Source organism: Paracoccus pantotrophus, from assembly GCF_008824185.1.
In the GTDB taxonomy this organism is placed as follows: Bacteria; Pseudomonadota; Alphaproteobacteria; order Rhodobacterales; family Rhodobacteraceae; genus Paracoccus; species Paracoccus pantotrophus.
Window position 1 is genome coordinate 602,587 of sequence record NZ_CP044426.1, and the last position, 23,653, is coordinate 626,239.

Annotated in this window: 26 protein-coding genes and 1 tRNA gene; 15 read left to right on the top strand and 12 right to left on the bottom strand. The window is 68.5% G+C overall.

Going from position 1 to position 23,653, the window contains the following annotated elements; genetic code table 11:
- Positions 1–5: 5 nt before the first annotated feature.
- The 5 genes from moaC to ESD82_RS13410 are packed head-to-tail and all read right to left on the bottom strand — an operon-like array spanning position 6 to position 3,562.
- Positions 6–479 carry a cyclic pyranopterin monophosphate synthase MoaC gene (gene moaC / locus ESD82_RS13390; RefSeq protein WP_024844969.1) on the bottom strand — a complete coding sequence of 158 codons (474 nt, stop codon included), beginning with the start codon at positions 477–479 and terminating at the stop codon, positions 6–8.
- Complete coding sequence (gene trpC / locus ESD82_RS13395; protein WP_147428137.1) at positions 476–1,267, bottom strand: indole-3-glycerol phosphate synthase TrpC; 792 nt, start codon at positions 1,265–1,267, stop codon at positions 476–478. Before trpC ends, moaC begins: the two co-directional genes overlap by 4 nt.
- Before the next feature lie 9 nt (positions 1,268–1,276).
- Positions 1,277–1,945 (bottom strand): uracil-DNA glycosylase, encoded by a 669-nt coding sequence (locus tag ESD82_RS13400; protein WP_147428136.1) that lies wholly within the window; start codon positions 1,943–1,945, stop codon positions 1,277–1,279.
- Entirely contained in the window at positions 1,938–2,975 is a 1,038-nt protein-coding gene (trpD, locus tag ESD82_RS13405) for an anthranilate phosphoribosyltransferase (protein WP_024844972.1), read from the bottom strand. Before trpD ends, ESD82_RS13400 begins: the two co-directional genes overlap by 8 nt.
- Positions 2,972–3,562, bottom strand: a complete 591-nt coding sequence (locus ESD82_RS13410; RefSeq protein WP_024844973.1) for an anthranilate synthase component II — start codon at positions 3,560–3,562, stop codon at positions 2,972–2,974. The genes trpD and ESD82_RS13410 overlap by 4 nt, the downstream gene beginning before the upstream one ends.
- Before the next feature lie 164 nt (positions 3,563–3,726).
- Between ESD82_RS13410 and ESD82_RS22210 the strand changes: the two genes are divergently transcribed.
- From ESD82_RS22210 to trpE, 4 genes are all read left to right on the top strand, one after another.
- Entirely contained in the window at positions 3,727–4,653 is a 927-nt protein-coding gene (locus ESD82_RS22210; protein WP_244314575.1) for a hypothetical protein, read from the top strand.
- A 10-nt stretch (positions 4,654–4,663) separates the two neighbouring features.
- Positions 4,664–5,839, top strand: a complete 1,176-nt coding sequence (locus ESD82_RS13420; protein WP_147428135.1) for an aminotransferase — start codon at positions 4,664–4,666, stop codon at positions 5,837–5,839.
- A gap of 123 nt (positions 5,840–5,962) precedes the next feature.
- Positions 5,963–7,915, top strand: coding sequence for a peptidylprolyl isomerase (locus tag ESD82_RS13425; RefSeq protein WP_147428134.1), 1,953 nt, complete (start codon positions 5,963–5,965; stop codon positions 7,913–7,915).
- Complete coding sequence (gene trpE / locus ESD82_RS13430; RefSeq protein WP_147428335.1) at positions 7,915–9,417, top strand: anthranilate synthase component I; 1,503 nt, start codon at positions 7,915–7,917, stop codon at positions 9,415–9,417. The genes ESD82_RS13425 and trpE overlap by 1 nt, the downstream gene beginning before the upstream one ends.
- Positions 9,418–9,572: 155 nt before the next feature.
- Here the strand turns inward: trpE and ESD82_RS13435 are convergent, their stop codons facing one another.
- The 4 genes from ESD82_RS13435 to fabI form a co-directional block, all read right to left on the bottom strand.
- Positions 9,573–9,956 (bottom strand): hypothetical protein, encoded by a 384-nt coding sequence (locus tag ESD82_RS13435; protein ID WP_024844978.1) that lies wholly within the window; start codon positions 9,954–9,956, stop codon positions 9,573–9,575.
- 114 nt (positions 9,957–10,070) lie between these two features.
- Entirely contained in the window at positions 10,071–10,568 is a 498-nt protein-coding gene (gene gpt, locus ESD82_RS13440; RefSeq protein WP_024844979.1) for a xanthine phosphoribosyltransferase, read from the bottom strand.
- Positions 10,569–10,577: 9 nt separating this feature from the next.
- Positions 10,578–11,180, bottom strand: a complete 603-nt coding sequence (locus ESD82_RS13445) for a LysE family translocator (protein WP_024844980.1) — start codon at positions 11,178–11,180, stop codon at positions 10,578–10,580.
- A gap of 9 nt (positions 11,181–11,189) precedes the next feature.
- Positions 11,190–12,017, bottom strand: coding sequence for an enoyl-ACP reductase FabI (gene fabI / locus ESD82_RS13450; protein WP_147428133.1), 828 nt, complete (start codon positions 12,015–12,017; stop codon positions 11,190–11,192).
- A gap of 83 nt (positions 12,018–12,100) precedes the next feature.
- Between fabI and pdxH the strand changes: the two genes are divergently transcribed.
- The 5 genes from pdxH to ESD82_RS13475 all read left to right on the top strand — a co-directional run bounded on the left by pdxH (position 12,101) and on the right by ESD82_RS13475 (position 14,573).
- Positions 12,101–12,763 (top strand): pyridoxamine 5'-phosphate oxidase, encoded by a 663-nt coding sequence (pdxH, locus tag ESD82_RS13455; RefSeq protein ID WP_147428132.1) that lies wholly within the window; start codon positions 12,101–12,103, stop codon positions 12,761–12,763.
- A gap of 131 nt (positions 12,764–12,894) precedes the next feature.
- Positions 12,895–13,488: a cold-shock protein gene (locus tag ESD82_RS13460; RefSeq protein ID WP_024844983.1), complete on the top strand. Its 594-nt coding sequence runs from the start codon at positions 12,895–12,897 to the stop codon at positions 13,486–13,488.
- An 86-nt stretch (positions 13,489–13,574) separates the two neighbouring features.
- Positions 13,575–13,979, top strand: a complete 405-nt coding sequence (locus ESD82_RS13465) for a DUF192 domain-containing protein (protein WP_231486832.1) — start codon at positions 13,575–13,577, stop codon at positions 13,977–13,979.
- Between the two features lie 67 nt (positions 13,980–14,046).
- Positions 14,047–14,123, top strand: a tRNA-Pro gene (locus ESD82_RS13470).
- Between the two features lie 249 nt (positions 14,124–14,372).
- The gene (locus tag ESD82_RS13475) at positions 14,373–14,573 is read left to right on the top strand and encodes a hypothetical protein (RefSeq protein ID WP_143091260.1); all 201 of its coding nucleotides are present in this window, start codon (positions 14,373–14,375) and stop codon (positions 14,571–14,573) included.
- Here ESD82_RS13475 and ESD82_RS13480 read toward each other — a convergent pair.
- Positions 14,570–14,767 carry a hypothetical protein gene (locus ESD82_RS13480; RefSeq protein WP_024844985.1) on the bottom strand — a complete coding sequence of 66 codons (198 nt, stop codon included), beginning with the start codon at positions 14,765–14,767 and terminating at the stop codon, positions 14,570–14,572. The two genes, ESD82_RS13475 and ESD82_RS13480, sit on opposite strands and share 4 nt — an antisense overlap.
- 172 nt (positions 14,768–14,939) lie before the next feature.
- On the opposite strand from ESD82_RS13480, the gene ESD82_RS13485 reads away from it, so the two are divergent.
- The 5 genes from ESD82_RS13485 (at position 14,940) to ESD82_RS13505 (ending at position 21,659) form a co-directional block, all read left to right on the top strand.
- A complete protein-coding gene (locus ESD82_RS13485) occupies positions 14,940–16,196 on the top strand; it encodes an aspartate kinase (protein WP_024844986.1) in 1,257 nt (418 codons plus the stop codon).
- A 31-nt stretch (positions 16,197–16,227) separates the two neighbouring features.
- Positions 16,228–18,471 (top strand): phosphoenolpyruvate--protein phosphotransferase, encoded by a 2,244-nt coding sequence (gene ptsP, locus ESD82_RS13490; protein WP_024844987.1) that lies wholly within the window; start codon positions 16,228–16,230, stop codon positions 18,469–18,471.
- Between the two features lie 704 nt (positions 18,472–19,175).
- Positions 19,176–21,002, top strand: coding sequence for an ABC-F family ATP-binding cassette domain-containing protein (locus ESD82_RS13495; protein ID WP_147428131.1), 1,827 nt, complete (start codon positions 19,176–19,178; stop codon positions 21,000–21,002).
- Positions 21,003–21,183: 181 nt separating this feature from the next.
- On the top strand, positions 21,184–21,390 hold the full coding sequence (locus ESD82_RS13500) for a cold-shock protein (protein WP_024844989.1): 207 nt from the start codon (positions 21,184–21,186) through the stop codon (positions 21,388–21,390).
- A gap of 65 nt (positions 21,391–21,455) precedes the next feature.
- Complete coding sequence (locus tag ESD82_RS13505; RefSeq protein ID WP_024844990.1) at positions 21,456–21,659, top strand: hypothetical protein; 204 nt, start codon at positions 21,456–21,458, stop codon at positions 21,657–21,659.
- Between the two features lie 349 nt (positions 21,660–22,008).
- Here the strand turns inward: ESD82_RS13505 and ESD82_RS13510 are convergent, their stop codons facing one another.
- Both ESD82_RS13510 and ESD82_RS13515 read right to left on the bottom strand, forming a co-directional pair.
- Positions 22,009–22,584, bottom strand: coding sequence for a retropepsin-like aspartic protease family protein (locus ESD82_RS13510; protein ID WP_147428130.1), 576 nt, complete (start codon positions 22,582–22,584; stop codon positions 22,009–22,011).
- Positions 22,584–23,195: a MarC family protein gene (locus ESD82_RS13515; protein ID WP_024844992.1), complete on the bottom strand. Its 612-nt coding sequence runs from the start codon at positions 23,193–23,195 to the stop codon at positions 22,584–22,586. Before ESD82_RS13515 ends, ESD82_RS13510 begins: the two co-directional genes overlap by 1 nt.
- Before the next feature lie 165 nt (positions 23,196–23,360).
- On the opposite strand from ESD82_RS13515, the gene ESD82_RS13520 reads away from it, so the two are divergent.
- Positions 23,361–23,639: a twin-arginine translocase TatA/TatE family subunit gene (locus ESD82_RS13520; RefSeq protein ID WP_024844993.1), complete on the top strand. Its 279-nt coding sequence runs from the start codon at positions 23,361–23,363 to the stop codon at positions 23,637–23,639.
- Positions 23,640–23,653 lie beyond the last annotated feature (14 nt).

Here is a 23,653-nt window from a genome sequence, read left to right on the forward strand (position 1 = left end):
CCCCTTCAGGGTGCGGCGCGGAACGGGCCGGATTTGCCGCCGGTCTTGGACAGCAGGCGGATGCCTTCGATCCGCATGTCCTTCTGCGCGGCCTTGAGCATGTCATAGACGGTCAGGCAGGCGGTCGAGACGGCGGTCAGCGCCTCCATCTCGACCCCGGTCTTGCCGGCGGTGCGAACGGTGGCGGTGACGCGGATGCCGGGCAGGGCGGGGTCGGCCGCCAGATCGACCGAGACCTTGGTGATCGGCAGCGGGTGGCACAGCGGGATCAGCTCGGCGGTGCGCTTGGCGCCCATGATGCCGGCCAGCCGCGCCACGCCCATCACGTCGCCCTTGGCCGCGCCGCCCTGCGCCAGCACCAGCGTTTCGGGGGCCATGATCACCATGCCCTCGGCCACCGCCTCGCGCGCGGTCTCGGGCTTGTCCGAGACATCGACCATATGCGCCTGGCCCTGGGCGTCGAAATGCGTCAGGCTCATGCGGCAAGACCCAGGATCTGGCGGGTGGCGCCGGTCACGTCCGGCTGGCGCATCAGGCTTTCGCCGATCAGGAAGCGCCTGACCCCGGCCCCGGCCATGCGGTTCAGGTCGGCAGGCGTGAACAGCCCGCTCTCGCAGACCAGGTCGCGATCCGCGGGCACATGCGGCGCCAGGTCCAGCGTCACCTCCAGGCTGACCTCGAAGGTCTTCAGGTTGCGGTTGTTCACCCCGATCAGCGGCGACTTCAGGCGTAGCGCGCGGTCGAGTTCGGCGCGGTCATGCACCTCGACCAGCGCGTCCATGCCCCAGTGGAAGGCCGCATCCTCAAGCTCGGCGGCCAAGGTGTCGTCGACCGAGGCCATGATGATCAGGATACAATCGGCACCCCAGGCGCGGGCCTCGGCCACCTGATAGGTGTCGTAGAGGAAGTCCTTGCGCAGCGCCGGCAGGGCGCAGGCATCGCGCGCGGCGGTGAGGAATTCGGGCGCGCCCTGGAAGCTGGGGGCGTCGGTCAGCACCGAAAGGCAGGCCGCCCCCCCGGCCTCATAGGCGCGGGCCAGCGAGGGCGGGTCGAAATCCGGTCGGATCAACCCCTTGGAGGGGCTGGCCTTCTTGATCTCGGCGATCAGCGCATGGCCTTGCCCGGCCTTGTCGGCCAGCGCGCGGGCAAAGCCGCGGGGGGGCGAGGCTTCGCGGGCCGCGGCCTCGATGCCCGACAGCGGCCGGGCGGCCTTGGCGGCGGCGATTTCTTCCAGCTTGTAGGCCTTGATGCGGTCGAGAATATCCATGACGTCGGTTTACCCCGCGGCGGCGGTTTCGGAAAGGGCCCAGTCGATCACCGGCTCGCCCCGCGACCGCAGCCAGTCGTTGACCCGGCCGAAGGGGCGCGAGCCGAAGAAGCCGCGCCGCGCCGATAGCGGTGAGGGATGGGCGCTTTCGATCACCAGATCCTGCGGACGCGGCAGCCCGGCCAGCGCCTTTTGCGCGTGGCCGCCCCAGAGGATGAAGGTCAGCGGGCGCTCGGCCTGCGCGCGGGCGACGGCCTGCCGCGCCAGCTTCTCCCAGCCCCATTTCGCATGGGCGCCGGCTTGGCCGGGCAGCACGGACAGCGCGGTGTTCAGAAGCAGCACCCCCTGCCGCGCCCAATGGCTCAGGTCGCCGTTCGGGGGGGCGGCGCCGATATCCTCGCGCATCTCGGCATAGATGTTTCGCAGCGAACGCGGCAGCGCGGTTTCCGGCGTGACCGAAAAGGCCAGCCCGTTGGCATGGCCCGGCGTGGGATAGGGGTCTTGCCCCAGGATCACCACCCGGACCTGCTCCGGCGGCGTCAGCTCCAGCGCGGCGAAGACGCGGGCGGGGCCGGGCAGCCAGTCGCGGTCCCGCAACCGGGCCGCGATGGCCGGCCAGTCCTGGCGAAAGAACGGCAGGCCGGCCCAGGCGCCGGGAACGGGGATGGGCTCAGCCATGGGGCTCGGCCGGCGCGCCGACCTGGGCGGCCAGCGCGGCCAGCTTGGCCCTGGCCTTGCCGCTGTCGATGGAATCGCGGGCGATCTCGGCCCCTTCGCGCAGCGATGCGGCCTTGCCGGCGATCAACAGCGCGGCGGCGGCATTCAGCAGCACGGCATCGCGATAGGCGCCCGGCGCGCCGTCCAGCAGCGCCCGCAGCGCCGCGGCGTTCTGCGCCGGATCGCCGCCCAGGATCGCCTCGAACGGATGCACCGGCAGGCCGGCATCCTCGGGCGAGACCTGGAACTCGGTGATCTCGCCGTCCTTGAGCTGCGCCACCCAGGTCGGCTCGGCGATCGAGATCTCGTCGGTGCCGTCGCCGCCATGCACCAGCCAGGCGCATTCCGAGCCCAGTTCGCGCAGCGTCTCGGCCATCGGCCGGTTCCAGACCTTGTCGAAAGTGCCCGTCAGCTGCCGCTTGACCGAGCCGGGATTGGTCATCGGCCCCAGCAGGTTGAAGATGGTGCGGGTGCCCAGTTCAGCCCGCGCCGGACCGACATGGCGCATGGCGGGGTGATGCACCGGCGCCATCATGAAGCAGATGCCGGTTGCGGCCAGCGCGGCCTCGGCGATCTCGGGGGTGCCCATCACGTTCAGCCCCAGATGGGTGATGGCATCGGCCGAGCCGGATTTCGAGGACAGGTTGCGGTTGCCATGCTTGGCGACCGGCACGCCGGCGCCCGCGACCACGAAGGCGGTGGCGGTCGAGATGTTCAGCGTGCCCTTGCCGTCGCCGCCGGTGCCGACGATGTCCATGGCGCCCTCGGGGGCCTTGATGCGGTTCATCCGCGCGCGCATGGCGCGGGTGGCGGCAGCCATTTCCTCGACCGTCTCGCCGCGCACGCGCATGGCCATCAGCAGGCCGCCGATCTGGGCGGGGGTGGCGGCGCCCTCGAACAGGGCGGAAAAGGCTGCCTCGGCCTCGGTCCCGGTCAGCGGCCGGCTGGCGGCCAGGCCGATCAGCGGGCGGATATCGGTCGGCGCGCTCATGCGGCGCGGTCCAGGTTCGAGCAGCGGCGCAGGAAGTTGCGGATCATGTCGTGGCCATATTCCGAGGCGATGCTTTCGGGATGGAACTGCACGCCCTCGACCGGCAGGGTCCGGTGCATCAGCCCCATGATGGTGCCGTCGGCGGCGGTGGCGGTGACGCGCAGGCAATCGGGCAGGCTTTCCGGTTCCACGGTCAGCGAATGGTAGCGCGTCGCGGTCAGCGGCGAGGGCAGGCCGGCGAACACGCCGGTTCCGTCATGGGTGATGGCGTCGGTCTTGCCATGCACGATGCGGCTGGCGCGCACCACCTTGCCGCCGAAGGCCTCGCCGATGGCCTGGTGGCCCAGGCAGACCCCGAACAGCGGCACGCCCTTTTCCGCCGCCGCGCGGATCAGCGGCACGATGATCCCGGCATGGGCCGGATCGCAGGGGCCGGGCGAGATCACGATGCCCTGCGCGCCCATCCCCAGCGCCTCGTCGACGGACAGGGCGTCGTTGCGGCGCACGACGACCTCGGCCCCGGCCTCGCCCATGTAATGCACGAGGTTCCAGGTGAAGCTGTCGTAATTGTCGATGAGCAGGATCATGGTCTGGGCCTTCCGGCTGGGGCGCCTTGCATTGGGGGGTGAACCCCGGAAATTCTGCGGCTATAGATGGGCTAAAGCCTTGCCGCGGGTCAAGAGCGCAGGGCAAGAAAAACCGCGTTGGGGCGCATGTGGCGCGGCATGTGGGGCAGGGGCTGGGCAAGGGCATGGCAAGAGGGTTCGCGACGGGTCTGGTTCATGGCGCGCTGGTCTGCGGCGCGGCGCTGGTCGGGCTGTCGCTGGCGCTGCCGCAGCCGCCGCGCCCCGAGGCACCCGCCGCCGGCCAGGGCCCGGCGGCCGAGACGCTGTCCGTCCCGGCGGGTTCCGGGTTCTCGAACACCAGCGATATGCAGCCGCAGGCCCCCGCGCCGCTTGCCGCCGGGGCGCCGCGCCCCGCCGCGGCCCCGCTGGCGCCGCGCCCGGCCGACGAGCCTGCGCCGGCGCCCGCCGATCCGGCCGGGCTGCGCCCGCTTGCACCCGCCGAAAGCCCCGTCGCGCCCGAGATCGCCTTGCCCGAGGCCGATCCGGTCGACCTGCCCGATCCGGCAGCCGAGGCGCCGGTCCCCGTGCCGCCGCCCGGCCAGGTGGTGGTGCCGGCGCTGGACCGCGCCCCTGAACGCGCCCCTGAACGTACCATGCCGGCCCCCGCGCCCGGGCCGGACGCGGCATCCGCCGACGCGCTGTCCCAACCGGCCGCAGAGGCCCCCGCCGCGCCCGCCGTTTCCGCAGGGTCGGAACCGGCCGCAACTGCGCCCCCACCGCTGCCCGCCGCCCCGCCGCCCGAGCCAGCGCCAGAGGCGCGGCGCCAAGCGGCGCCCGAGGCCCCTGCCGTTTCCGCCGGGACGCAGCCGGCCGGAAGCGCGCATCCGTCGCCGGCCGTCGCCCCAGGGCCCGAGGCATCGGCCGGTCCCGAAGCGGCGCCCGGAACCGGGGCGGCGATGTCCGGTGCCGCGGTGCCGGACCCGCGGGCGTCGTCGCGATCGCCGGAAGCCTCCGGGTCCGGCCAGGAGGAGGGCCCGGCCCGGTCCGCACCCGGCGCCGGACCCGACCTGTCCACCCCGCCCGATTTCGGCGCCTTGCGCCTGACCGACTGAGGCCCGTCCCATGCTGCCGCTGAACCCCGCCCTTGCCGCGACCTTTCGCCCGCCCGTCATGGAGGCGCGGCGCTGGCTTGCCGGCCTGACCTTTCCGCCCGAGCGGCCGTTGATCAATCTCAGCCAGGCCGCGCCGGTCGAGCCGCCGCCCGAGCCCCTGCGCCGTGCCATGGCCGAGGCGGCGCTGGAGCGGGCCGATGCGCATCTCTATGGCCCGGTGCTGGGCCGTCCCGAGTTGCGCGAAGCGGTGGCCCGCGACTGGTCGCGCGCCTATGCCGGCACCATCCGCCCCGAAGAGGTGGCGATCACCCAAGGCTGCAACCAGGCTTTCTGCGCCGCGATCCAGAGCCTCGCCGGGCCGGGGGATGAGGTGATCCTGCCTGCGCCCTGGTATTTCAACCACAAGATGTGGCTCGACATGCAGGGCATCCGCACTGCCCCCCTGCGCTGCGGCGCGGAGATGGTGCCGGACGCGGCCGAGGCGGCCAGGCTGGTCACCGAGCGCAGCCGGGCCATCGTGCTGGTCAGCCCCAACAACCCCTCGGGGGCGGAATACCCGGCCGAGACCCTGCGCGCCTTTGCCGAGCTGGCGCGGTCGCGCAGCCTGGCGCTGGTTCTGGACGAGACCTATCGCGACTTCGACGCCCGCGAGGGCGCGCCGCACGACCTGTTCGCCGATCCCGACTGGGGCGAGGTGCTGATCCATCTCTACAGCTTCTCGAAAGCCTACCGGCTGACCGGGCATCGCGTTGGCGCGGTCATCGCCAGCCCCGCCCGCATGGCCGAGATCGAAAAATTCCTCGACACCGTCGCGATCTGTGCCGGTCAGATCGGCCAGATCGGCGCGGCCTGGGGCATGGCGAACCTGCGCGATTGGCTGGCGGGCGAGCGGGCCGAGATCCTTGCCCGCCGGGCCGCCATGGCCGAGGGCATGGCGCAGCTTCCCGGCTGGCGCGTCAAGGGCTGCGGCGCCTATTTCACCTGGGCCGAACATCCGTTCGACATGCCTGCGCCGGACCTTGCGCAGCGCCTGCTGCGCGAGGCGGGGGTGCTGCTGCTGCCCGGCACCATGTTCATGCCCGAGGGCGACGCGCAGGGCGCGCGCCATGTCCGGATCGCCTTTGCCAATGCCGACCGGGACGGCATCGCGGCGCTGATGCAGCGGCTCGAGGCGTTCCGGCCCTGACCGGCCGACCGGATTGTGACCGGCGGGCAAGGCGGCGCGGCGTCGCGGCTCTTGCCGCCGGGCCCTTGGCACCCTAAAGACTTGCGCTGACTGGCAAGAACAACGGCGGGGCACGGCGACAAGATGCGAGGCAAGGGCAAATCGACGATCGTCTGGTTGCTGATGGGCATGCTGGTCCTGGGGCTGGGCGGCTTCGGCGTCACCAATTTCTCGGGCGGCACGGCCGATATCGGCGCGGTGGGCGATGTCGAGATCTCGGCCCAGGACTATGCCCGCACCCTGCGCGCCGAGATGCAGGATTTCTCTGCCCGCACCGGCCGGCAGATCAGTGCCGCCGAGGCCAAGGCCATCGGCGTGGACCAGGCGGCGCTGGCGCGGCTTTACACCGCCGCGGCGCTGGAGGCCGAGGCGAACCGGCTGGGCGTCTCGGTCGGCGACCAGGCGGTGGCCGAGCAGATCACCGGCATCGCCGCCTTCCGCGGCCTGAACGGCCAGTTCGACCGCGCCATCTATGCCGACGCGCTGCGCCGCGAGGGCATGCGCGAGGCCGAGTTCGAACATGACCTGCGCATGGACATGGCCCGGCTGATCCTGCAGGACGCGGCGCTGGCCGGTGTCAGCGCGCCCGAGCCGGTGGTGGCGCAGACCCAGGGCTGGCTGCTGGAGACGCGCGACATCCATTGGCGCGAACTGACCGCCGAGGATCTGCCCGCGCCGGTTTCCACCCCCGACGAGGCGACGCTGCAAGCCTGGCACAAGGCCAATGCCGACCGCTTCACCGCGCCCGAGATCCGCCAGATCACCTATGTCTGGCTGACCCCCGAGATGCTGGAGGGCGAGGTCGAGGTCGACGAGGCGGCGCTGCGCGAGCTTTACCAGGACCGGATCGAGGAGTTCCAGCAGCCCGAGCGCCGCATGGTCGAGCGGCTGGTCTTCCCCACCATGGCCGCCGCCGAGGAGGCCAAGGCCCGCATCGAGCGCGGCGAGATCACCTTCGAGCAGCTGGCCGCCGAGCGCGGGCTGACGCTGGCCGATATCGACTTGGGCGAGGTGAGCCAGGCCGAGCTGGGTGCTGCGGGCGAGGCGGTGTTTGCGCTGGAGGAGCCCGGCGTCGCCGGCCCGGCCGGTTCCGACCTGGGGCCGGCGCTGTTTTCGATGAATGCGATCCTGGAACCGCTGGACATTCCCTTCGAGGAGGCGCGCGACGACCTGCGGCTCGAGGCCGCGGTGGACCGCGCGCGGCGCCAGATCGAGGAGCGTTCGGACGAGTTCGCCGACCTGCTGGCCGGGGGCGCGGCGCTGGAGGACATGGTCGAGGACACGCCGATGAAGCTCGGCCGCATCGATTGGAGTCCCGGCGCCGAGGCCCACCCGAACGGCATCGACGCCTATCCCGAGTTCCGCCAGCGCGCGGCGCAGCTGAGCGAGAAGGATTTCCCCGAACTGTTCGAGACCGGGGACGGCGGCGTCTTCGCCCTGCGGCTGGACAAGATCGAGCCGCCGGCGCTGATCCCCTTCGAGGAGGTGCGCGAGCGCGTGGCCGAGGATTGGGCGCGCAACGAGACGCATCGCCTGCTGCTCGCCCTGGCCGAGGAGCGCCGCGTCGAGGCCGAGGCGGCCGCCGAGACCGGCATCGAGCCGGCCCCGGCGGCGGCGACCGCGCCGGTCGCCCAGGCCCTCGGCGCCGCCGCGACCGCGCCGGGGACCGAGGCCCCCGCTCCGGCTGACCAGAAGCCCGCCCCCGATCCCGGCACGCCGGCGACCGGCCTTGCCCGCGGCGGTTTCATTAACGGTGTGCCGCAGGACGTGGTGACCCAGGCCTTCGAGATCGCCGAGGAGGGCGCGACCGAGGTGGTCGATGCCGAGAACCGGGTGTTCCTGGTCACGCTGGACAAGATCCACCCGGCCGAGACCAGGGGCGACGAGGCCGCGCAGATCCGCGAGGGCATCTCGGCCCGGCTGGCGGATTCGCTGCGCCAGGACGTCTTCGACTATTACACCCGCGCGCTGCAGTCCCAGGCCGGCATGACGCTGAACCAGACCGCGGTGGATGCGGTGAACGCGCAGGTCCAATGATGGAGATCACCCCGGATTTCGCGTCATTCGAGCGGGGCTGGGCCGAGGGGCGCAACCAGCTTCTGACCATCCGGCTGGCGGCCGACCTGGACACGCCGGTCAGCCTGATGCTGAAGCTGGCCGAGGCCGCGCCCAATTCCTTCATGCTGGAAAGCGTCACCGGCGGCGAGCTGCGCGGCCGCTATTCCTTCGTCGGCATGAAGCCCGACCTGATCTGGGAATGCCGCGACGGCAAGGCCCGCATCAACCGCAACGCCCGCTATTCGGACGAGTTCGCGGGTGACGACCGGCCGGCGCTGGACAGCCTGCGTGCCCTGATCGCGGAAAGCCGCATCGACATGCCGGACGGCGTGCCGGCGGGTGCGGCGGGGCTTTTCGGCTATCTGGGCTATGACATGATCCGCCTGGTCGAGCGCCTGCCCGACGTGAACCCCGATCCGCTGGGCCTGCCGGATGCGATGATGATGCGCCCCTCGGTCGTTGCGGTTCTGGACGGGGTCAAGGGCGAAGTCCTGCTCTGCGCCCCGGCCTGGCACGATGGGGAAACCCCCGCCCGCGCCGCCTATGCCCAGGCTGCCGAGCGGGTGATGGAGGCGCTGCGCGCGCTGGACCGCCAGCCCAGCGAGCCGCGCGCCCTGGGCCACGATCTGAAAATCGGCGAATTGCGCAGCAATTTCAGCAAGGAAGCCTATCTGGCGGCGGTCGAGAAGGCCAAGGAATACATCCGCGCCGGCGACATCTTCCAGGTGGTGCCCTCGCAACGCTGGGCGATGGATTTCCCGCTGCCGCCCTTTGCGCTTTACCGCGCGTTGCGGCGCACCAACCCATCGCCCTTCATGTTCTTCCTGAATTTCGGCGGCTTCCAGATCGTCGGCGCCTCGCCCGAGATCCTGGTGCGGCTGCGCGAAGGCGAGGTGACGATCCGCCCCATCGCCGGCACCCGCCCGCGCGGCGCCACTCCCGAGGAGGATCGCGCGCTGGAGGCCGATCTGCTGGCCGACCAGAAGGAACTGGCCGAGCATCTGATGCTGCTGGACCTCGGCCGCAACGACGTGGGCCGGGTGGCGCGCATCGGCACGGTGACCCCCACCGAACGGTTCATCGTCGAGCGTTATTCCCACGTCATGCATATCGTCTCGAACGTGGTGGGCGAGCTCAACGAAGGCGAGGACGCGCTGTCGGCGCTGCTGGCGGGGATGCCGGCGGGCACGGTCTCGGGCGCGCCCAAGGTCCGGGCGATGGAGATCATCGACGAGCTGGAGCCGGAAAAGCGCGGCGTCTATGCCGGCGGCGTCGGCTATTTCGCCGCCAATGGCGAGATGGACATGTGCATCGCCCTGCGCACCGGGGTGATCAAGGACGGCACGCTTTACATCCAGGCCGGCGGCGGCGTGGTCTATGACAGTGACCCCGAGGCCGAGTTCATGGAGACGGTGAACAAGAGCCGCGCCCTGCGCCGCGCGGCCGAGGAAGCGGCGCGTTTCGTGCGCGGAAACGGATAGGAGAGGGCCGGGCCGGCCCCGGCGATTATGCGTAGCGCGCCCTGGGCCGGCCCGGCGATCCCCGGCCCGGCAAGGCGGCTAGCGGATTGGCGGGGGGCGGTGGTTCCGGCCGGGCAAGTTGCCAGCATCGCTGCGCCCGAATGCGGCAGCAGAAGTCAGTCCCGCCAAAAGGGAATGTCTCTGCGACAGTAATTTCCCACCGCCATCCCCAGCGGCAGCGAGCCGTCGCGCGGTCCCGAACCGAATTCGGACAACCCGGCCCCTTCGGCCTTGCGTGCGGGATCGAGCGTGAAGACGATCCCTTGGCCCGCCTTGCGCGGCTTGGGCGTGGCGCGCCAGATCCGGGCCTTGCCAGGCTGGCCCAGGGCGCGCTGCGCAAAATCGCCCGCGGCGCACCAATAATCGGTGTCCTCGCGCCGAGCCTGGTAGGCGACCGCGATCTCGGTCGGGCCGGCCTGGGTGACGGTCATGCCGTTGCGGGCCATGAAGGCGGCCGCCGGCATCGGCAGCAACAGCGCAACAATGAGGATCGGACGCATCACCGTTTTCCCTCGCAGGACAGGGGCCGCTTCCGGCCCGCCATCCGATGATGCGCCACGACGATCTGCGGGGCAATCCTGAAGCGCCGCGCGCCCGCGACATGCCGCGCGGGATCAATCCTCGCCGCGATAGGGCTGGACGTATTGCAGCGCCATGTCCCAGGGGAAGAATATCCAGGTGTCCTGGCTGACTTCGGTCACATAGGTCTCGACCATGGGCCGGCCCTTGGGCTTGGCATAGACGGTGGCGAAATGCGCCTTGGGATACATGGTGCGCACATGTTCCAGCGTGCGCCCCGAATCGACCAGGTCGTCGACCACCAGGATGCCGTCGCCGTCCTGCATCACCGCCGGGTCCGGAGCCTTCAGCACCGTGACCTCGCCGCGCTCCTGCCCGCCCTTGCCGCGATAGGACTTGACGGAAATCGTGTCGATCACCCGCACGTCAAGTTCGCGCGCGACGATCATCGCCGGTACCAGCCCGCCGCGGGTGATGGCCAGGATCGCGCGCCAGGGGCGATCCTCGAGCCGCCAGGCCAGGGCACGGGCGTCGCGGTGCAGCTGGTCCCAGCTGATATGGAATCCGCGTTCATGGGGCAGGCGATCGTTCATGCTGGCTCCTTAGTGGTTGACGATCAGAAGCAGGCCCAGCAGCGCGATGGCGATGCCGGCGGCCCGGTCGATCCAGAACTTTGCCGCAAAATAGCGCGCGCGCATGAGGGCTGTCGACATCAGAACGGCGACCAGCGCATACCAGAACAGCTCGGTCCCCAGGCAGATGCCATAGATCAGCGCCTGCCGCGCGATCCCCATCGGCTCGGGAAAGACCGACAGGATCAACGCGGCATAGAACAGCGCCGGCTTGGGATTGGAGAGGTTCAGCGCGATCCCGCCCCAGAACCCCTTGCTGGCGCCGCCGGCCGCCGGCGGCAGGGGCAGGGTCGAGGCGCGCCACAGCGTCCAGGCGAACCACAGCAGGTAGAAGCCGCCAAAGACCTTGAGCGCGACGAACAGCGCCGGGTGCAGCCGGAACAGCACCGCCAGCCCGGCCAGCGCGAACAGGCACCACAGCGAGGCGCCCGTGGCCAGTCCAAGCGCATAGGGCAGGGCGCGGGCGCGACCATGCAGGAAGGCGGTCTGCACCGTGGCGATGATCGCCGGCCCCGGCGTCAGGATCGCCAGCGTCAGCGCCGAGACAAGCGCGATGACCTGTTCGGCGCTCATCGCGGAGGATCAGTCCTTTTTCGTCGTGGCGATGTCGGGGGCGTCCACGGCCTTCATGCCGACGATGTGATAGCCGGAATCGACGTGATGGGTTTCGCCCGTCACGCCCGAGCCCAGGTCGGACAAGAGATAGACCGCCGACTTGCCGACATCGTCGATGGTGACGTTGCGGCGCAGCGGCGAGTTCAGCTCGTTCCATTTCAGGATATAGCGGAAATCACCGATGCCGCTGGCCGCCAGCGTCTTGATCGGCCCGGCCGAGATGGCGTTGACGCGGATGCCGTCCTTGCCGAAATCCTCGGCCAGGTAGCGCACCGACGCCTCCAGCGCGGCCTTGGCGACGCCCATGACGTTGTAATGCGGCATCACCCGCTCGGCGCCGTAATAGGTCAGGGTCAGCATCGAGCCGCCGTTCGGCATCATCGCGGCGGCGCGGCGCGCCACGGCGGTAAAGGAATAGACCGAGATGTCCATGGTCATCAGGAAATTGTCGCGCGTGGTGTCGGCATAGCGGCCGCGCAGCTGCTCCTTGTCGGAAAAGCCGATGGCATGGACGATGAAGTCCAGGCTGTCCCAGCGTTCCGCAATGGTCGCGAACAGCCCGTCGACCGAGGCCTCGTCGGCCACGTCGCATTCGGCCAGCAGGTCCGAGCCGATCTGCGCGGCCAGCGGCTCGACCCGGCGCTTGAGCGCCTCGCCCTGATAGGAAAAGGCCAGCTCGGCACCCTGTTCGGCCAGCGCCCTGGCGATGCCCCAGGCGATGGACTTGTCGTTCGCCAGGCCCATGATGAGGCCGCGGCGACCCTTCATCAGCCCATTCCCGCCGTCACTTGACATGATGCTGCCCCTCGCGCTTCTTCGGTTTGCAGCAGGATTAGGCGAACTGCATGGAGGCATCAAGTGTCGGTAAGCAGGCAGACATGAGCGACCGCAGCGGAATTTTCGCCGGCGACGACCCCTTTGCCATCGCCCGCAGCTGGCTGGCCGAGGCCGAAAGGACCGAGCCGAACGACCCCAGCGCCATGGCGCTGGCCACCGTCGATGCCGCGGGCATGCCCGACGTGCGCATGGTGCTTTTGAAGGGGATCGAGGGGGCGGGGGCCGAGGGCTCCTTCGTCTTCTATACCAATTACGAAAGCGCCAAGGGCAGCCAGATCGAGGCGACCGGGGTCGCGGCCTTCGTCATGCACTGGAAGTCGCTGCGCCGGCAACTGCGCGTACGCGGCCATGTCACCCGTGTCGAATCCGACCTGGCCGATGCCTATTACGCCTCGCGTCCCTTGCAGTCGCGGATCGGCGCCTGGGCCTCGCGCCAAAGCCGGCCGCTGGCCAGCCGCGGTGCGCTGATGGGTGATGTGGCGCGGCTTGGGATCAATCTTGGGTTGAATCCCCCGCGCCCGCCGCATTGGGGCGGCTATCGAATCCGCCCGGTCCAGATCGAATTCTGGGCCGATGGCGCCTTCCGCCTGCATGACCGTTTTCGCTGGACAAAACGAGGTTTTCCCGACGAAAGCGGCGACGGACAGGACAATAGTCAAGAAATAATTCAAAGTTTATGGCAAGTCTGCCGTCTTAGCCCTTGATGCGGGTTCGCGATTTATCCATGGTATGGAAAACCTGACCAATCCGGCTCCACCTTCGTTCAGCCTAGACCGAAGGGCGCGGGACCGGAGTTTCGGGTTGTTTCTGGTTTTCTAACGGGTGACAGGACGACATGGAAGAAGACGACGAGCAACAGCGCAAGATCGCGGGCGTCGTGAAATGGTTCGATGGCAGCAAGGGCTTCGGTTTCCTGACCGATCCCGAGGGTGGCGCCGACATTCTTCTGCACGCCAACGTACTGAGGAATTTCGGCCAGAGCTCGGTTGCCGAGGGCTCTCATGTGGTTGCCATCATCCAGAAGACGCCGCGCGGCATGCAGGCGGTCGAGGTGCTGGAGATCACGCCGCCTGCCAGCGAGCCGATGCCCGCCATCGCCGATCTGTGTTCGGCCACACCGGAAGAGATCGCGCAGCTGCCGCTGCTGCCGGCGCGGGTGAAATGGTTCGACAAGGCCAAGGGCTTCGGCTTTGCCAATATCTTCGCCGAAAAAGCCGACGTGTTCCTGCATGTCGAGGTGTTGCGCCATTCCGGCTTTGCCGATCTGGCCGTGGGCGAGGCGATCGCGCTGCGCGTGGTCGATGGCCGGCGGGGGATGATGGCCGCGCAAATCCTGTCCTGGGAGAAAGCCGCGATCGAGGCGCGGCAGACACAGCCGGGGGGAGCGGCCGCGCTCGCTAAATTGCGGCTGGTCGCGGGCGCGGTATGAAGTTGAGGGCCGTTACGGTTGTTCTTGCTTTTCTTGTCATAAATCAATCCTCGGCCCTTGCGGCCCCGTGTCATCCCGACCGGGCGTTGTTCCAGGGTCGGGGCAAGCCGGTCGAGGTGGCGGTCGAGATCGCGGACAGCGACGAGGAACGCGCGCGGGGCCTGATGTTCCGCCGCGACCTGCCGGCGGGGCAGGGCATGCTGTTCATCTACGAATCGCCGCAGCCGGTCAGCTTCTGGATGCGCAACACGCTGATTGCGCTGGACATGATTTTCATCGACGCACGGGGCGAGGTGCGCCACGTTCATCCGATGGCCAAGCCGCTGGACGAGACGGCGATCGCGGGCGCGGCGCCCGGCGATCCCGCGCCCGAGCGGCTGATGGTGCTGGAGGTGCCGGGCGGCGACGCGGCGCGGCTGGGCATCCATCCCGGCATGGTGCTGTCGCATCCGCGCCTGCCGCAGCAGGATGCGCTGGCGCCCTGCGACTGAAGGTGCTGCGGCCTCTCAGTTTTCCCTTTCCCCCAGCGCGGTCAGCCGCTAGACAGCGCGACAGGTCCGGGGCGTAGCGCAGCCTGGTAGCGCGACGGTTTTGGGTACCGTAGGCCGGAGGTTCGAATCCTCTCGCCCCGACCACCACTCAGTCACCACTCAGTTCCTTCCGACCCTCACCGGTTTGCAGCGCGGTTTGCGGCCTTGTTCCGGATGCCGCCCGCGCCGCTTTCCCGCAGGGATCCGGCGGCGAGCCCGGCGGTTTCCTGCCGAAAAAGCCAGCGTGACTTTGCTGCATCAGCGCCGCTTCATGAAGCTGGGGGCGCCCCCGGTTGTTTTCGGGGTGTCACATTCGTCTGATCGAAGGTGTTTTGATGAGTATGCGAGGTTCTCATGAACGCTTGGTGGAGCGCGTCCGTCTGCATCAACCGGACCCTTGGGGGACAGCAATCAGAGCCGCTTTGCTCGCGCGTCTATCGTCAGCCGCCGTCGCCCTGGCGCAGCGCCTTCATGGCGCTGATGGACCGCGTCTTTGCCGAGACGGCCCATTGCGAGAATATCCATAGCCGCTGGCGCGACCGCAGCGACGCCTAGCGTTTCGCGGCCAGGCTCCGCTCCAGCTGCTCCAGCGCGGCGATGGTGGCGTCATAGCTGTTGCCGGCCTTGGGAAAGCGTGCCTTGCGGCCGCGATAGAAGGCCAGCCATTTCGGCAGCTCCTCCAGGGGATAGGTCGCCGACCAGATCTTGCCGGTCAGGGTGAAGGTGGATTCGTCATGCGTCACTTTCATGCCCGCCCTTTTGCGGTCCTGCGCCGGCGGCATCAAGATGCCGAGCGCGTCGGCGGCCGGGCTGGCAAAATAATGCACCGGAAGGTTCGGGAAATGCCTGCCGCCCCTTGTTCTTTTCCCGTCCCGACCCTAGAAGGCCCCCCTGAAAACTGGTGATGCTGGGGGCAAGGGAATGCCGCTTCTGGTGATGAAATTCGGCGGCACCTCGGTTGCCGACCTGGACCGCATCAAGAACGCCGCGCTGAAGGTTCAGCGCGAGGTCGAGCGCGGCTATGACGTGATCGTCATCGTCAGCGCCATGTCGGGCAAGACCAACGAACTGGTCGGCTGGGTCGAGGCGACCTCGCCGCTGTTCGATGCGCGCGAATACGACGCCGTGGTCGCCTCGGGCGAGAACGTCACCGCCGGGCTGATGGCGCTGACCCTGCAGGAACTGGGCGTGCCCGCGCGCAGCTGGCAGGGCTGGCAGGTGCCGATCAACACCACCTCGCAGCACTCCTCGGCGCGCTTCGTCTCCATCCCTCGCGACAATATCGACCAGAAATTCGCCGAGGGCATGCGGGTCGCCGTGGTCGCGGGTTTCCAGGGGCTCGGCTCGGACAACCGCATCACCACGCTGGGCCGCGGCGGCTCGGATACCACGGCGGTCGCCTTTGCCGCCGCCTTCGGGGCCGAGCGTTGCGACATCTATACCGATGTGGACGGGGTCTATACCACCGATCCGCGCATCACCTCGAAAGCGCGCAAGCTCAAGAAGATCGCCTTCGAGGAGATGCTGGAACTGGCCAGCCTGGGGGCCAAGGTTCTGCAAACCCGCTCGGTCGAGCTGGCGATGCGCTACAAGGTCCGCCTGCGGGTACTGTCCTCGTTCGAGGAAACCGACGAGAACAGCGGCACCCTGGTCTGCGATGAGGATGAAATCATGGAATCGAAAGTCGTCAACGGCGTCGCCTATTCCCGCGAAGAGGCCAAGATCACCTTGGTCACGGTCGAGGACCGCCCCGGCATCTCGGCCGCGATCTTTGCGCCCCTGGCCGAGGCCGGCGTGAACGTGGACATGATTGTCCAGAACATCTCGGAAAAGGATTACGAGGATCACCCCGGTTCGGTGACCGACATGACTTTCTCCTGCCCGGTGAATCAGGTCGCCCGCGCCCGCAAGGCCATGGAGGATGCCAAGGCCGCCGGCCATATCGCCTATGACGACCTGGTCGTGGATACCGAGGTCGCCAAGGTCTCGGTCGTGGGCATCGGCATGCGCAGCCATGCCGGCGTCGCCGCGCGCATGTTCAAGGCGCTGGCCGATGAAAACATCAACATCAAGGTGATCTCCACCAGCGAGATCAAGATTTCGGTGCTTATCGACCGCAAGTATATGGAACTGGCGGTTCAGGCGCTGCATGATGCCTTCGAACTGGAAAAGCCCTGAATCCGGGCCGATAGGCTGAAGCGGGAGGATTATGCCCGAACGCAAGGACAGCGACTCGCGCAAGCTGCTGCGGCGGCTGCGCGAAACCTTGGCCGCCCCTGGGGGCGGCCAGGACCGTCTCGATCAGATCACCCATCACATCGCCGATTCGATGGGAACCGAGGTCTGTTCGATCTATCTTTTCCGCGATCCCGCCACGCTGGAGCTGTGCGCCACCGAGGGGCTGAAGCCCGAATCGGTGCATAAGACCCGGCTGCGCCTGGGCGAGGGGCTGGTCGGCCGCGTCGCCCGCTCGGGCCGGCACGTGAACACCGCCAATGCCCCGGCCGAGCCCGGTTTCCGCTACATGCCCGAGACCGGCGAAGAGGTCTATTCCAGCTTCCTGGGCGTGCCGATCCAGCGCGTCGGCGAAAAGCTGGGCGTGCTGGTGGTGCAGTCCCGCGATGCCCGCCAGTTCAACGAGGACGAGGTCTATGGGCTGGAGGTGGTCGCCATGGTCCTGGCCGAGATGGCCGAGCTGGGCGCCTTCCTGGGCTCGCAGGCGGACAGCCTGCCGCTCCAGCACCGCTTTCCGGTCATGTTCCGCGGCTCGACCGCGCAGGAGGGCGCGGCCGAGGGCCGGGTCTGGCTGCACGAGCCCCGCGTGGTGGTCACCAATCCGGTCGCCGACGATCCGCTGAAGGAAAAGGCCCGGCTGACCGAGGCCGTGGCCATGCTGCGCACCACGGTCGATTCCATGCTGGCCGCCACCGACATGGGTTCGGGCGATTCGGCCGAGGTCATGGAGACCTATCGCATGTTCGCCCATTCCCGCAGCTGGCTGCGCCGGATGGAAGAGGCGATCGACCTGGGCCTTTCGGCCGAGGCCGCGGTCGAGAAAGAACAAAGCCAGGCCCGCGCCCGGCTGGAAAGCGCCGCCGATCCCTATCTGCGCGACCGGCTGCACGATCTGGACGACCTGTCGAACCGGCTCTTGCGCATCCTGACCGGGCAGGGGCGCGACACCGGCGCCGAGATGCCCGACGACCCGATCCTGGTCGCACGCAACATCGGCCCGGCCGAGTTGCTGGATTATGGCCGGCGCCTCAGGGGCGTGGTGCTGGAGGAGGGCTCGGTCGGCAGCCATGCCGCCATCGTCGCCCGCGCGCTGGCCATCCCGCTGGTGATCCATGCCGAGCGCGTCACCTCCGAGGCGCTGAACGGCGACCTGATCCTGGTGGATGGCGACATGGGCACCGTGCATCTGCGCCCCGAGGAATCGGTCGCCAAGGCCTTTCGCGACAAGATGGCGATGCAGGCCGAGGCGCAAAAGCGTTATGCCGGGTTGCGCGACCTGCCCGCCACCGCGAAATGCGGCACGACGATCCAGCTTTACATGAATGCCGGGCTGATGGCCGACCTGCCCAGCCTGGAAAGCTCGGGCGCCGAGGGGGTGGGGCTGTTCCGCACCGAGTTGCAGTTCCTGACCCGCACCCGCGTGCCGCGCCGGGGCGAGCTGGCGGCGCTTTACGCGCATGTGCTGGACAATGCCCATGGCAAACCGGTGATGTTCCGCACGCTGGACATCGGCTCGGACAAGGTGCTGCCCTACATGAAGCCGCAGGACGAGCCGAACCCGGCCATGGGCTGGCGGGCGATCCGGGTGGGGCTGGACAAGCGCGGCGTCTTGCGGATGCAGTTGCAGGCGCTGATCCGCGCCGCGGTGGGGCGGCCGCTCTATGTCATGTTCCCCTTCATCACCGAGATGCACGAGTTCGAAGAGGCGCATAAGCTGCTGATGGAGCAACTGGCGCGCGAACAGCGGCTGGGCCATGCCATGCCCTCGGACATTCGCGTCGGCGCCATGCTCGAGACGCCCTCGTTGGCCTTCGCGCCGAAGAAGTTCTTCGAGATGTGCGATTTCATCTCGGTGGGCGGCAATGACCTGAAGCAGTTCTTCTTTGCCGCCGACCGCGAGAACGAGCGCGTGCGGCGGCGCTATGACACGCTGAACACCTCCTTCATCTCGCTGCTCGACCAGATCGTGCGGCGCTGCGACGAGGCGCGGGTGCCGGTGTCGTTCTGCGGCGAGGATGCCGGCCGTCCGATCGAGGCGGTAACGCTGGCGGCGCTGGGGTTCCGGCGGCTGTCGATGCGCCCGGCCTCGATCGGGCCGGTGAAGCACCTGATCCGGCGCGTGGACCTGAGCGAACTGAAGCGGCTGATCGACGACGCGCGCACTCTGGGCGAGACGAATCTGCGCCGCTGCATCACCGACTGGCTGGCGCGGCAGTAGCGGCCCGGCGTGCCGTGCCCTTTGCGCGCCGTATCGCGCGCCGCAGGGCCGGGCCTGCCGTCGATCATGATGTCCCGCGTCGGCGCGCAGGCCGGCCGCCGGGCAGTAGCGCACTTGCAGGCGTCTGTGGCCGCCGCGGTGAATGGGCATCGTTCCGCACCTGTTTTGACCGCAGGCACCAGCCGGCTTTGTGCCGGCTCCGGCGGCCGAAGCGCGGGACGCCGGGCTGCCGCCACGCACCTTGCCTGCGCAGGCCAGGCGTCGAAAGGTAGCGGTCAGACCGGACGGTTACGATCATGGGTTATGAAATCCATGAGGTCGCGGCTGCGGCGATGTTTGACTTTATGCGGCAGATAGAGTTGCAGAGCACTCATCCTGCCCGTCCCCGAGGCTACTTTAAGCGGAGCTGCGAATCTTGGTCTCGCATGGCCGTAGAGGAAGGGATACCCAGTTCAGCCGACGGCCTTGGTCAGCGCACACCATAAACAAAAAGGTTTACGGTGTGCGCGAAGCCGCGCACATATTTTCATCTAACATATTGATTTTTTGGCGATAGAATTTCTGACATTTCGGAAAAATGGCAGGTTTCGAGCTCAAAAGCTCAAACCTTTTGCCACCCGTCATCGCGCCGGGGGCAGCGCCCCCATCCCGCCCGCATGCGTCCCCGGTTGACCGGCAGGCTGGCGCGGCATATCTGCCCCCTCATGGCACGCGCTCCGCTTCTGCAACTCACCGATATTTCCCTGACCTTCGGCGGCAATCCCGTCTTTGAAGGGCTGAACCTGACCGTTCAGCAGGGCGACCGGCTGGCGCTGGTCGGCCGCAACGGCTCGGGCAAGTCCACGCTGATGAAGGTCATGGCCGGGCTGGTCGAGCCCGATGCCGGCCAGGTCATCACCTCCGCCGGCACCCGCGTGGGCTATATGGAGCAGGACCCGGACCTGTCGGCTTTCGCCACCCTGGGCGATTTCGCGCGCGCCGGTCTGGGCGATGCCGAGGGCTACCGCGTCGAGATGGCGGCCGAGGGGCTGAAATTCGACCCCGACCGCCCCACAGCCACCGCCTCGGGCGGCGAGCGGCGGCGGGCGGCGCTGGCGCGGCTGCTGGCCGAGGCGCCGGAACTGATGCTGCTCGACGAGCCGACCAACCATCTCGACATCGAGGCGATCGGCTGGCTCGAGGAGCAGCTTTCCGCGACCAGGGCGGCTTTCGTGCTGATCTCGCACGACCGTGCCTTCCTGCGGGCGCTGACCCGGGCGACGCTGTGGATCGACCGCGGCGAGGTCCGCCGCCAGGACAAGGGCTTCGAACATTTCGAGGATTGGCGCGAAACCGTCTGGACCGCCGAGGACGAGGCGCGCCACAAGCTCGACCGCAAGATCAAGGCCGAAGCCCGCTGGGCGGTCGAGGGCATATCCGCCCGGCGCAAGCGCAACCAGGGCCGCGTCCGTGCGCTGGCCGCGCTGCGCGAGGAGCGCGCCGGCCAGATCCGCCGCCAGGGCACGGCGGCGATGGAACTGGACGCGGGGCCGCAATCGGGCAAGCGGGTGATCGACGCCAAGGGCATTTCCAAGTCCTTCGGCGATCGGGTGATCCTGAAGCCCTTCGACCTGCGGGTGCTGCGCGGCGACCGGGTGGCCTTTGTCGGCCCGAACGGCGCCGGCAAGACCACGCTGATCAAGATGCTGACCGGCGAGATCGCCCCCGATACCGGCACGGTCAGGCACGGCACCAACCTGGAAATCGCGGTCTTCGACCAGGCGCGCTCGGCCATCGACGAGACGGTGACACTGTGGGACGCGCTGGCGGGCGATCCCTCCATGCGGGTCTCGGGGCGCTCGGACCAGGTGATGGTGCGCGGCAACCCGCGCCATGTCGTGGCCTATCTCAAGGATTTCCTGTTCGACGAGGCGCAGGCGCGGGCGCCGGTCGGCAGCCTGTCGGGCGGGGAAAAGGCGCGGCTTTTGCTGGCGCGGATCATGGCCCGGCCCTCGAACCTCTTGGTGCTGGACGAGCCGACCAACGATCTGGACGTCGAGACGCTGGACCTCTTGCAGGACATCCTGGGCGATTACGACGGCACGGTGCTGCTGGTCAGCCACGACCGCGACTTCATCGACCGCGTGGCCACGACCACCGTGGCGATGGAGGGCGACGGTCGGGCCACGATCTATCCCGGCGGCTGGTCCGACTACCGCGCGCAACGCCAACAGGCGGCCCCCGTGCCCGAGCCGACCCGGCCGGCCCCCGCCAGGCCCGCGCCGGCCGCGCCCGCGCCCCAGCCCAAGGCCACGGCACCGCGCACGGGGCTCAATTTCTCGGAACGCAAGCGGCTGGAGGCGCTGCCGGCCGTCATCGAGCGGCTGGAGGCCGAGATCGGCAAGCTGACCGAGTTCCTGGCCCAGCCCGACCTGTTCCAGACCGCCCCGGTCAAGTTCGCCAAGGCCAGCGAGGGCCTGGCCGAGCGCCAGCAGGCGCTGGCCGCCGCCGAAGAGGAATGGCTGCAACTGGCCGAGCGCGACCAGGGCTGAGGCGGCCCTGTCATCCGCCCGGCGCAGACAGCCCTTGCATTCCTGCCCATTGCACCCCATGTTCAGCGGGCTAGGTTATTTCTTCTGCATCCTGTCTCCTTTCCGGCTTCAGACTATGCTTCGATCTGACTGAGCCGGGCCGTCGCATGTCGCGGACGGTATAAATGAAGGAGACATCACGATGGCCACTGGCACCGTGAAATGGTTCAACGCCACCAAAGGCTTCGGCTTCATCGCTCCCGCGGAAGGCGGCAAGGATGTGTTCGTGCATATCTCGGCCCTCGAGCGGGCGAATATCCGTCAACTCGATGACGGCCAGGCCGTGACTTTCGAAATCGAGACCGGCCGCGACGGCCGCCAATCGGCGCGCGACCTGGCCCTGGCCTGATCCTGCACGATGGCAAGACAGATGGTCCGACCGATCCTGGTCGGACCAACATCCCGGAGGCTCGCATGGCACCCAAGGACAGACTGAAGGGGCTTTTCCGCGAGCCGACGCCGCTGACAGCGATGGATCGGACGACCTCGGAAGCCAAGCTGATCATCAGCGAGCAGACCGAACGCCGCCAGGAACTGACCGCAAGCCTGCGCGCGGCGAGGCTGGCCAAGGAAGCGTCCGAGGGCGGCACCCCCGCCAAGAAACGCAAGAAAAAATAGGCGCCTGGCGCCCAGGGCGTTGCGCAGTTCCATCTGCCCGCCCGACGATATTCCCCCTATAGCGGCTGGTTCTGTCGGACCTCTCTCGGCGCAGCCGGGCGGGGCGGCGGAGACTGCCCAATAATTTCAAGAAAACGAGGCAAGAAATGGCAAGAACACCGAACAGGCGCGCCAATCGCCGGAAGACCGCGCAACGACAGCAGGACCGCCGCCGGTTGGCGATCATGTTCCTGAACAAGCAAACCGAGGCCGCAGCCGTTGCCGCGCGCGACTGCAAGGAGGCCTCCGCCTCCTGAACGAGGCGCGGCTGGCCGCTCTTCCCCGGACATCCGGGCGGAAAGGCAGCCGGTCAGCGTTCGAGGATCAGCCGGTTGCCCTCGATGCTGACGCGGGCAAAGCGCGACAGGTAGGACATGCCCATCAGCGATTGCTCGAGTTCGGCGCGCAGCACCACCGCGGGGACGCGGCTGTCGCGGATCTCGCCGATCGCGACTGAATCAAGCAGCACGGCCGCGGTCTGGACGATGCCGTTCGCGGTGCGGGCCTGGCCGGCATAGGCCAGCGTCTCGGGGTCGATGCCGACGCGCGCGGCGTCCCGTGGTCCCAGGGCGATGCTGGTGGCGCCGGTGTCGATGACGAAGCGCACCGGGGTGCCGTTCACCTGCGCGGTCAGGTGGTAATGGCCGTCATTGCCGACCGGCACCTCGATCCGGCCGCCTTCGAGCATCCGGGCCTGGGGCGAGATCGTGCCGCGGATGTCGTCCCAAAGCCCGGCCAGCGCCACCACGCCCAGGAAGATCAGCCCCCAGGCCGCCGCCTGCCGCAGGGCCTGGCCCGGCCGGGCGCGCAGCTCGACCAGCAGAAAGCCGCCGACGGCGATCAGCAGCAGCACCAGATAGGCAAGGCGGCCGAATTCTTCGCCCATCAGACCAGCCCCGATCCCTTGAGCCCGTCGATCACGAACTGGATCGACAGCGCCGCCAGCAGCATGCCGAAAAGCCGCGTGACCACCATGGTCCCGGTGCGGCCCAGCACATGCGCGATGGGCCCGGCCATGGCGAAAAGCGCGGCGGCGATGCCCAGCACCGCCAGCATGACCAGATGGATCATCAGCGTATGGGCGGGGCCGGGGTTCTGCCCGACCAGCAGGATCATCGAGGCCAGCGCCCCAGGACCGGCCAGCAGCGGCGTGGCCAGCGGAAAGACCGAGGGGTCGTCGTCATCGTCCCTGGCCTGGCCCTCGCGCCGCTCGGTGCGGCGTTCGAAAAGCATGTCGAGCGCGGTCAGGAACAACAGCAGCCCGCCGGCGATGCGGAAGGCGGACAGCGAGATGCCGATACCGGCCAGGATCGCCTCGCCCGCCAGGCCGAAAAGCGTCATCAGCGCCGCCGCGATGCCGAGCGCGCGCCAGCCGATTCGCCGCCGCCGCTGCGGTGTCATGCCGCGGGTCAGGGCGATGAACAGCGGCGCAAGCCCCACCGGGTCGATCACGACGAACAGCGTGACGAAGGCGCTGATGATCTGGGTTATCTCCATATCGTTACCTTATTCTCCGGATTGCATGCGATGGAAAGCATGGCGGATTTTCCGCCGCGCTGCCATGGTTGGAAGGAGAGGGCGCGTTTGGGCTTTGCATTGCAATGGTCGAGGACTACATATGACCCGTCAACGCCGGCACGGCCGGCAAGGAGTGGAAACGACATGCTGAACAACATCGGCCTTCCGGGGCTTTTGCTCATCGCGGTGGTGGTGCTGGTGCTTTTCGGGCGCGGCAAGGTTTCGTCCCTGATGGGCGAGGTGGGCAAGGGCATCACCGCATTCAAGAAGGGCGTCAAGGACGGTGCCGAGGAATATGACCGCGCCGCCGAGGACGCCAAGAAACCCATCGGCCAGAGCCCGGCCGAGGACGCAGCCCGTGCCCAGGCCCAGACCAACGAGGCCATGCGCGACGTCACGCCGCACGGCACCGACCGTTCGTAACCGTCGCGGGACAT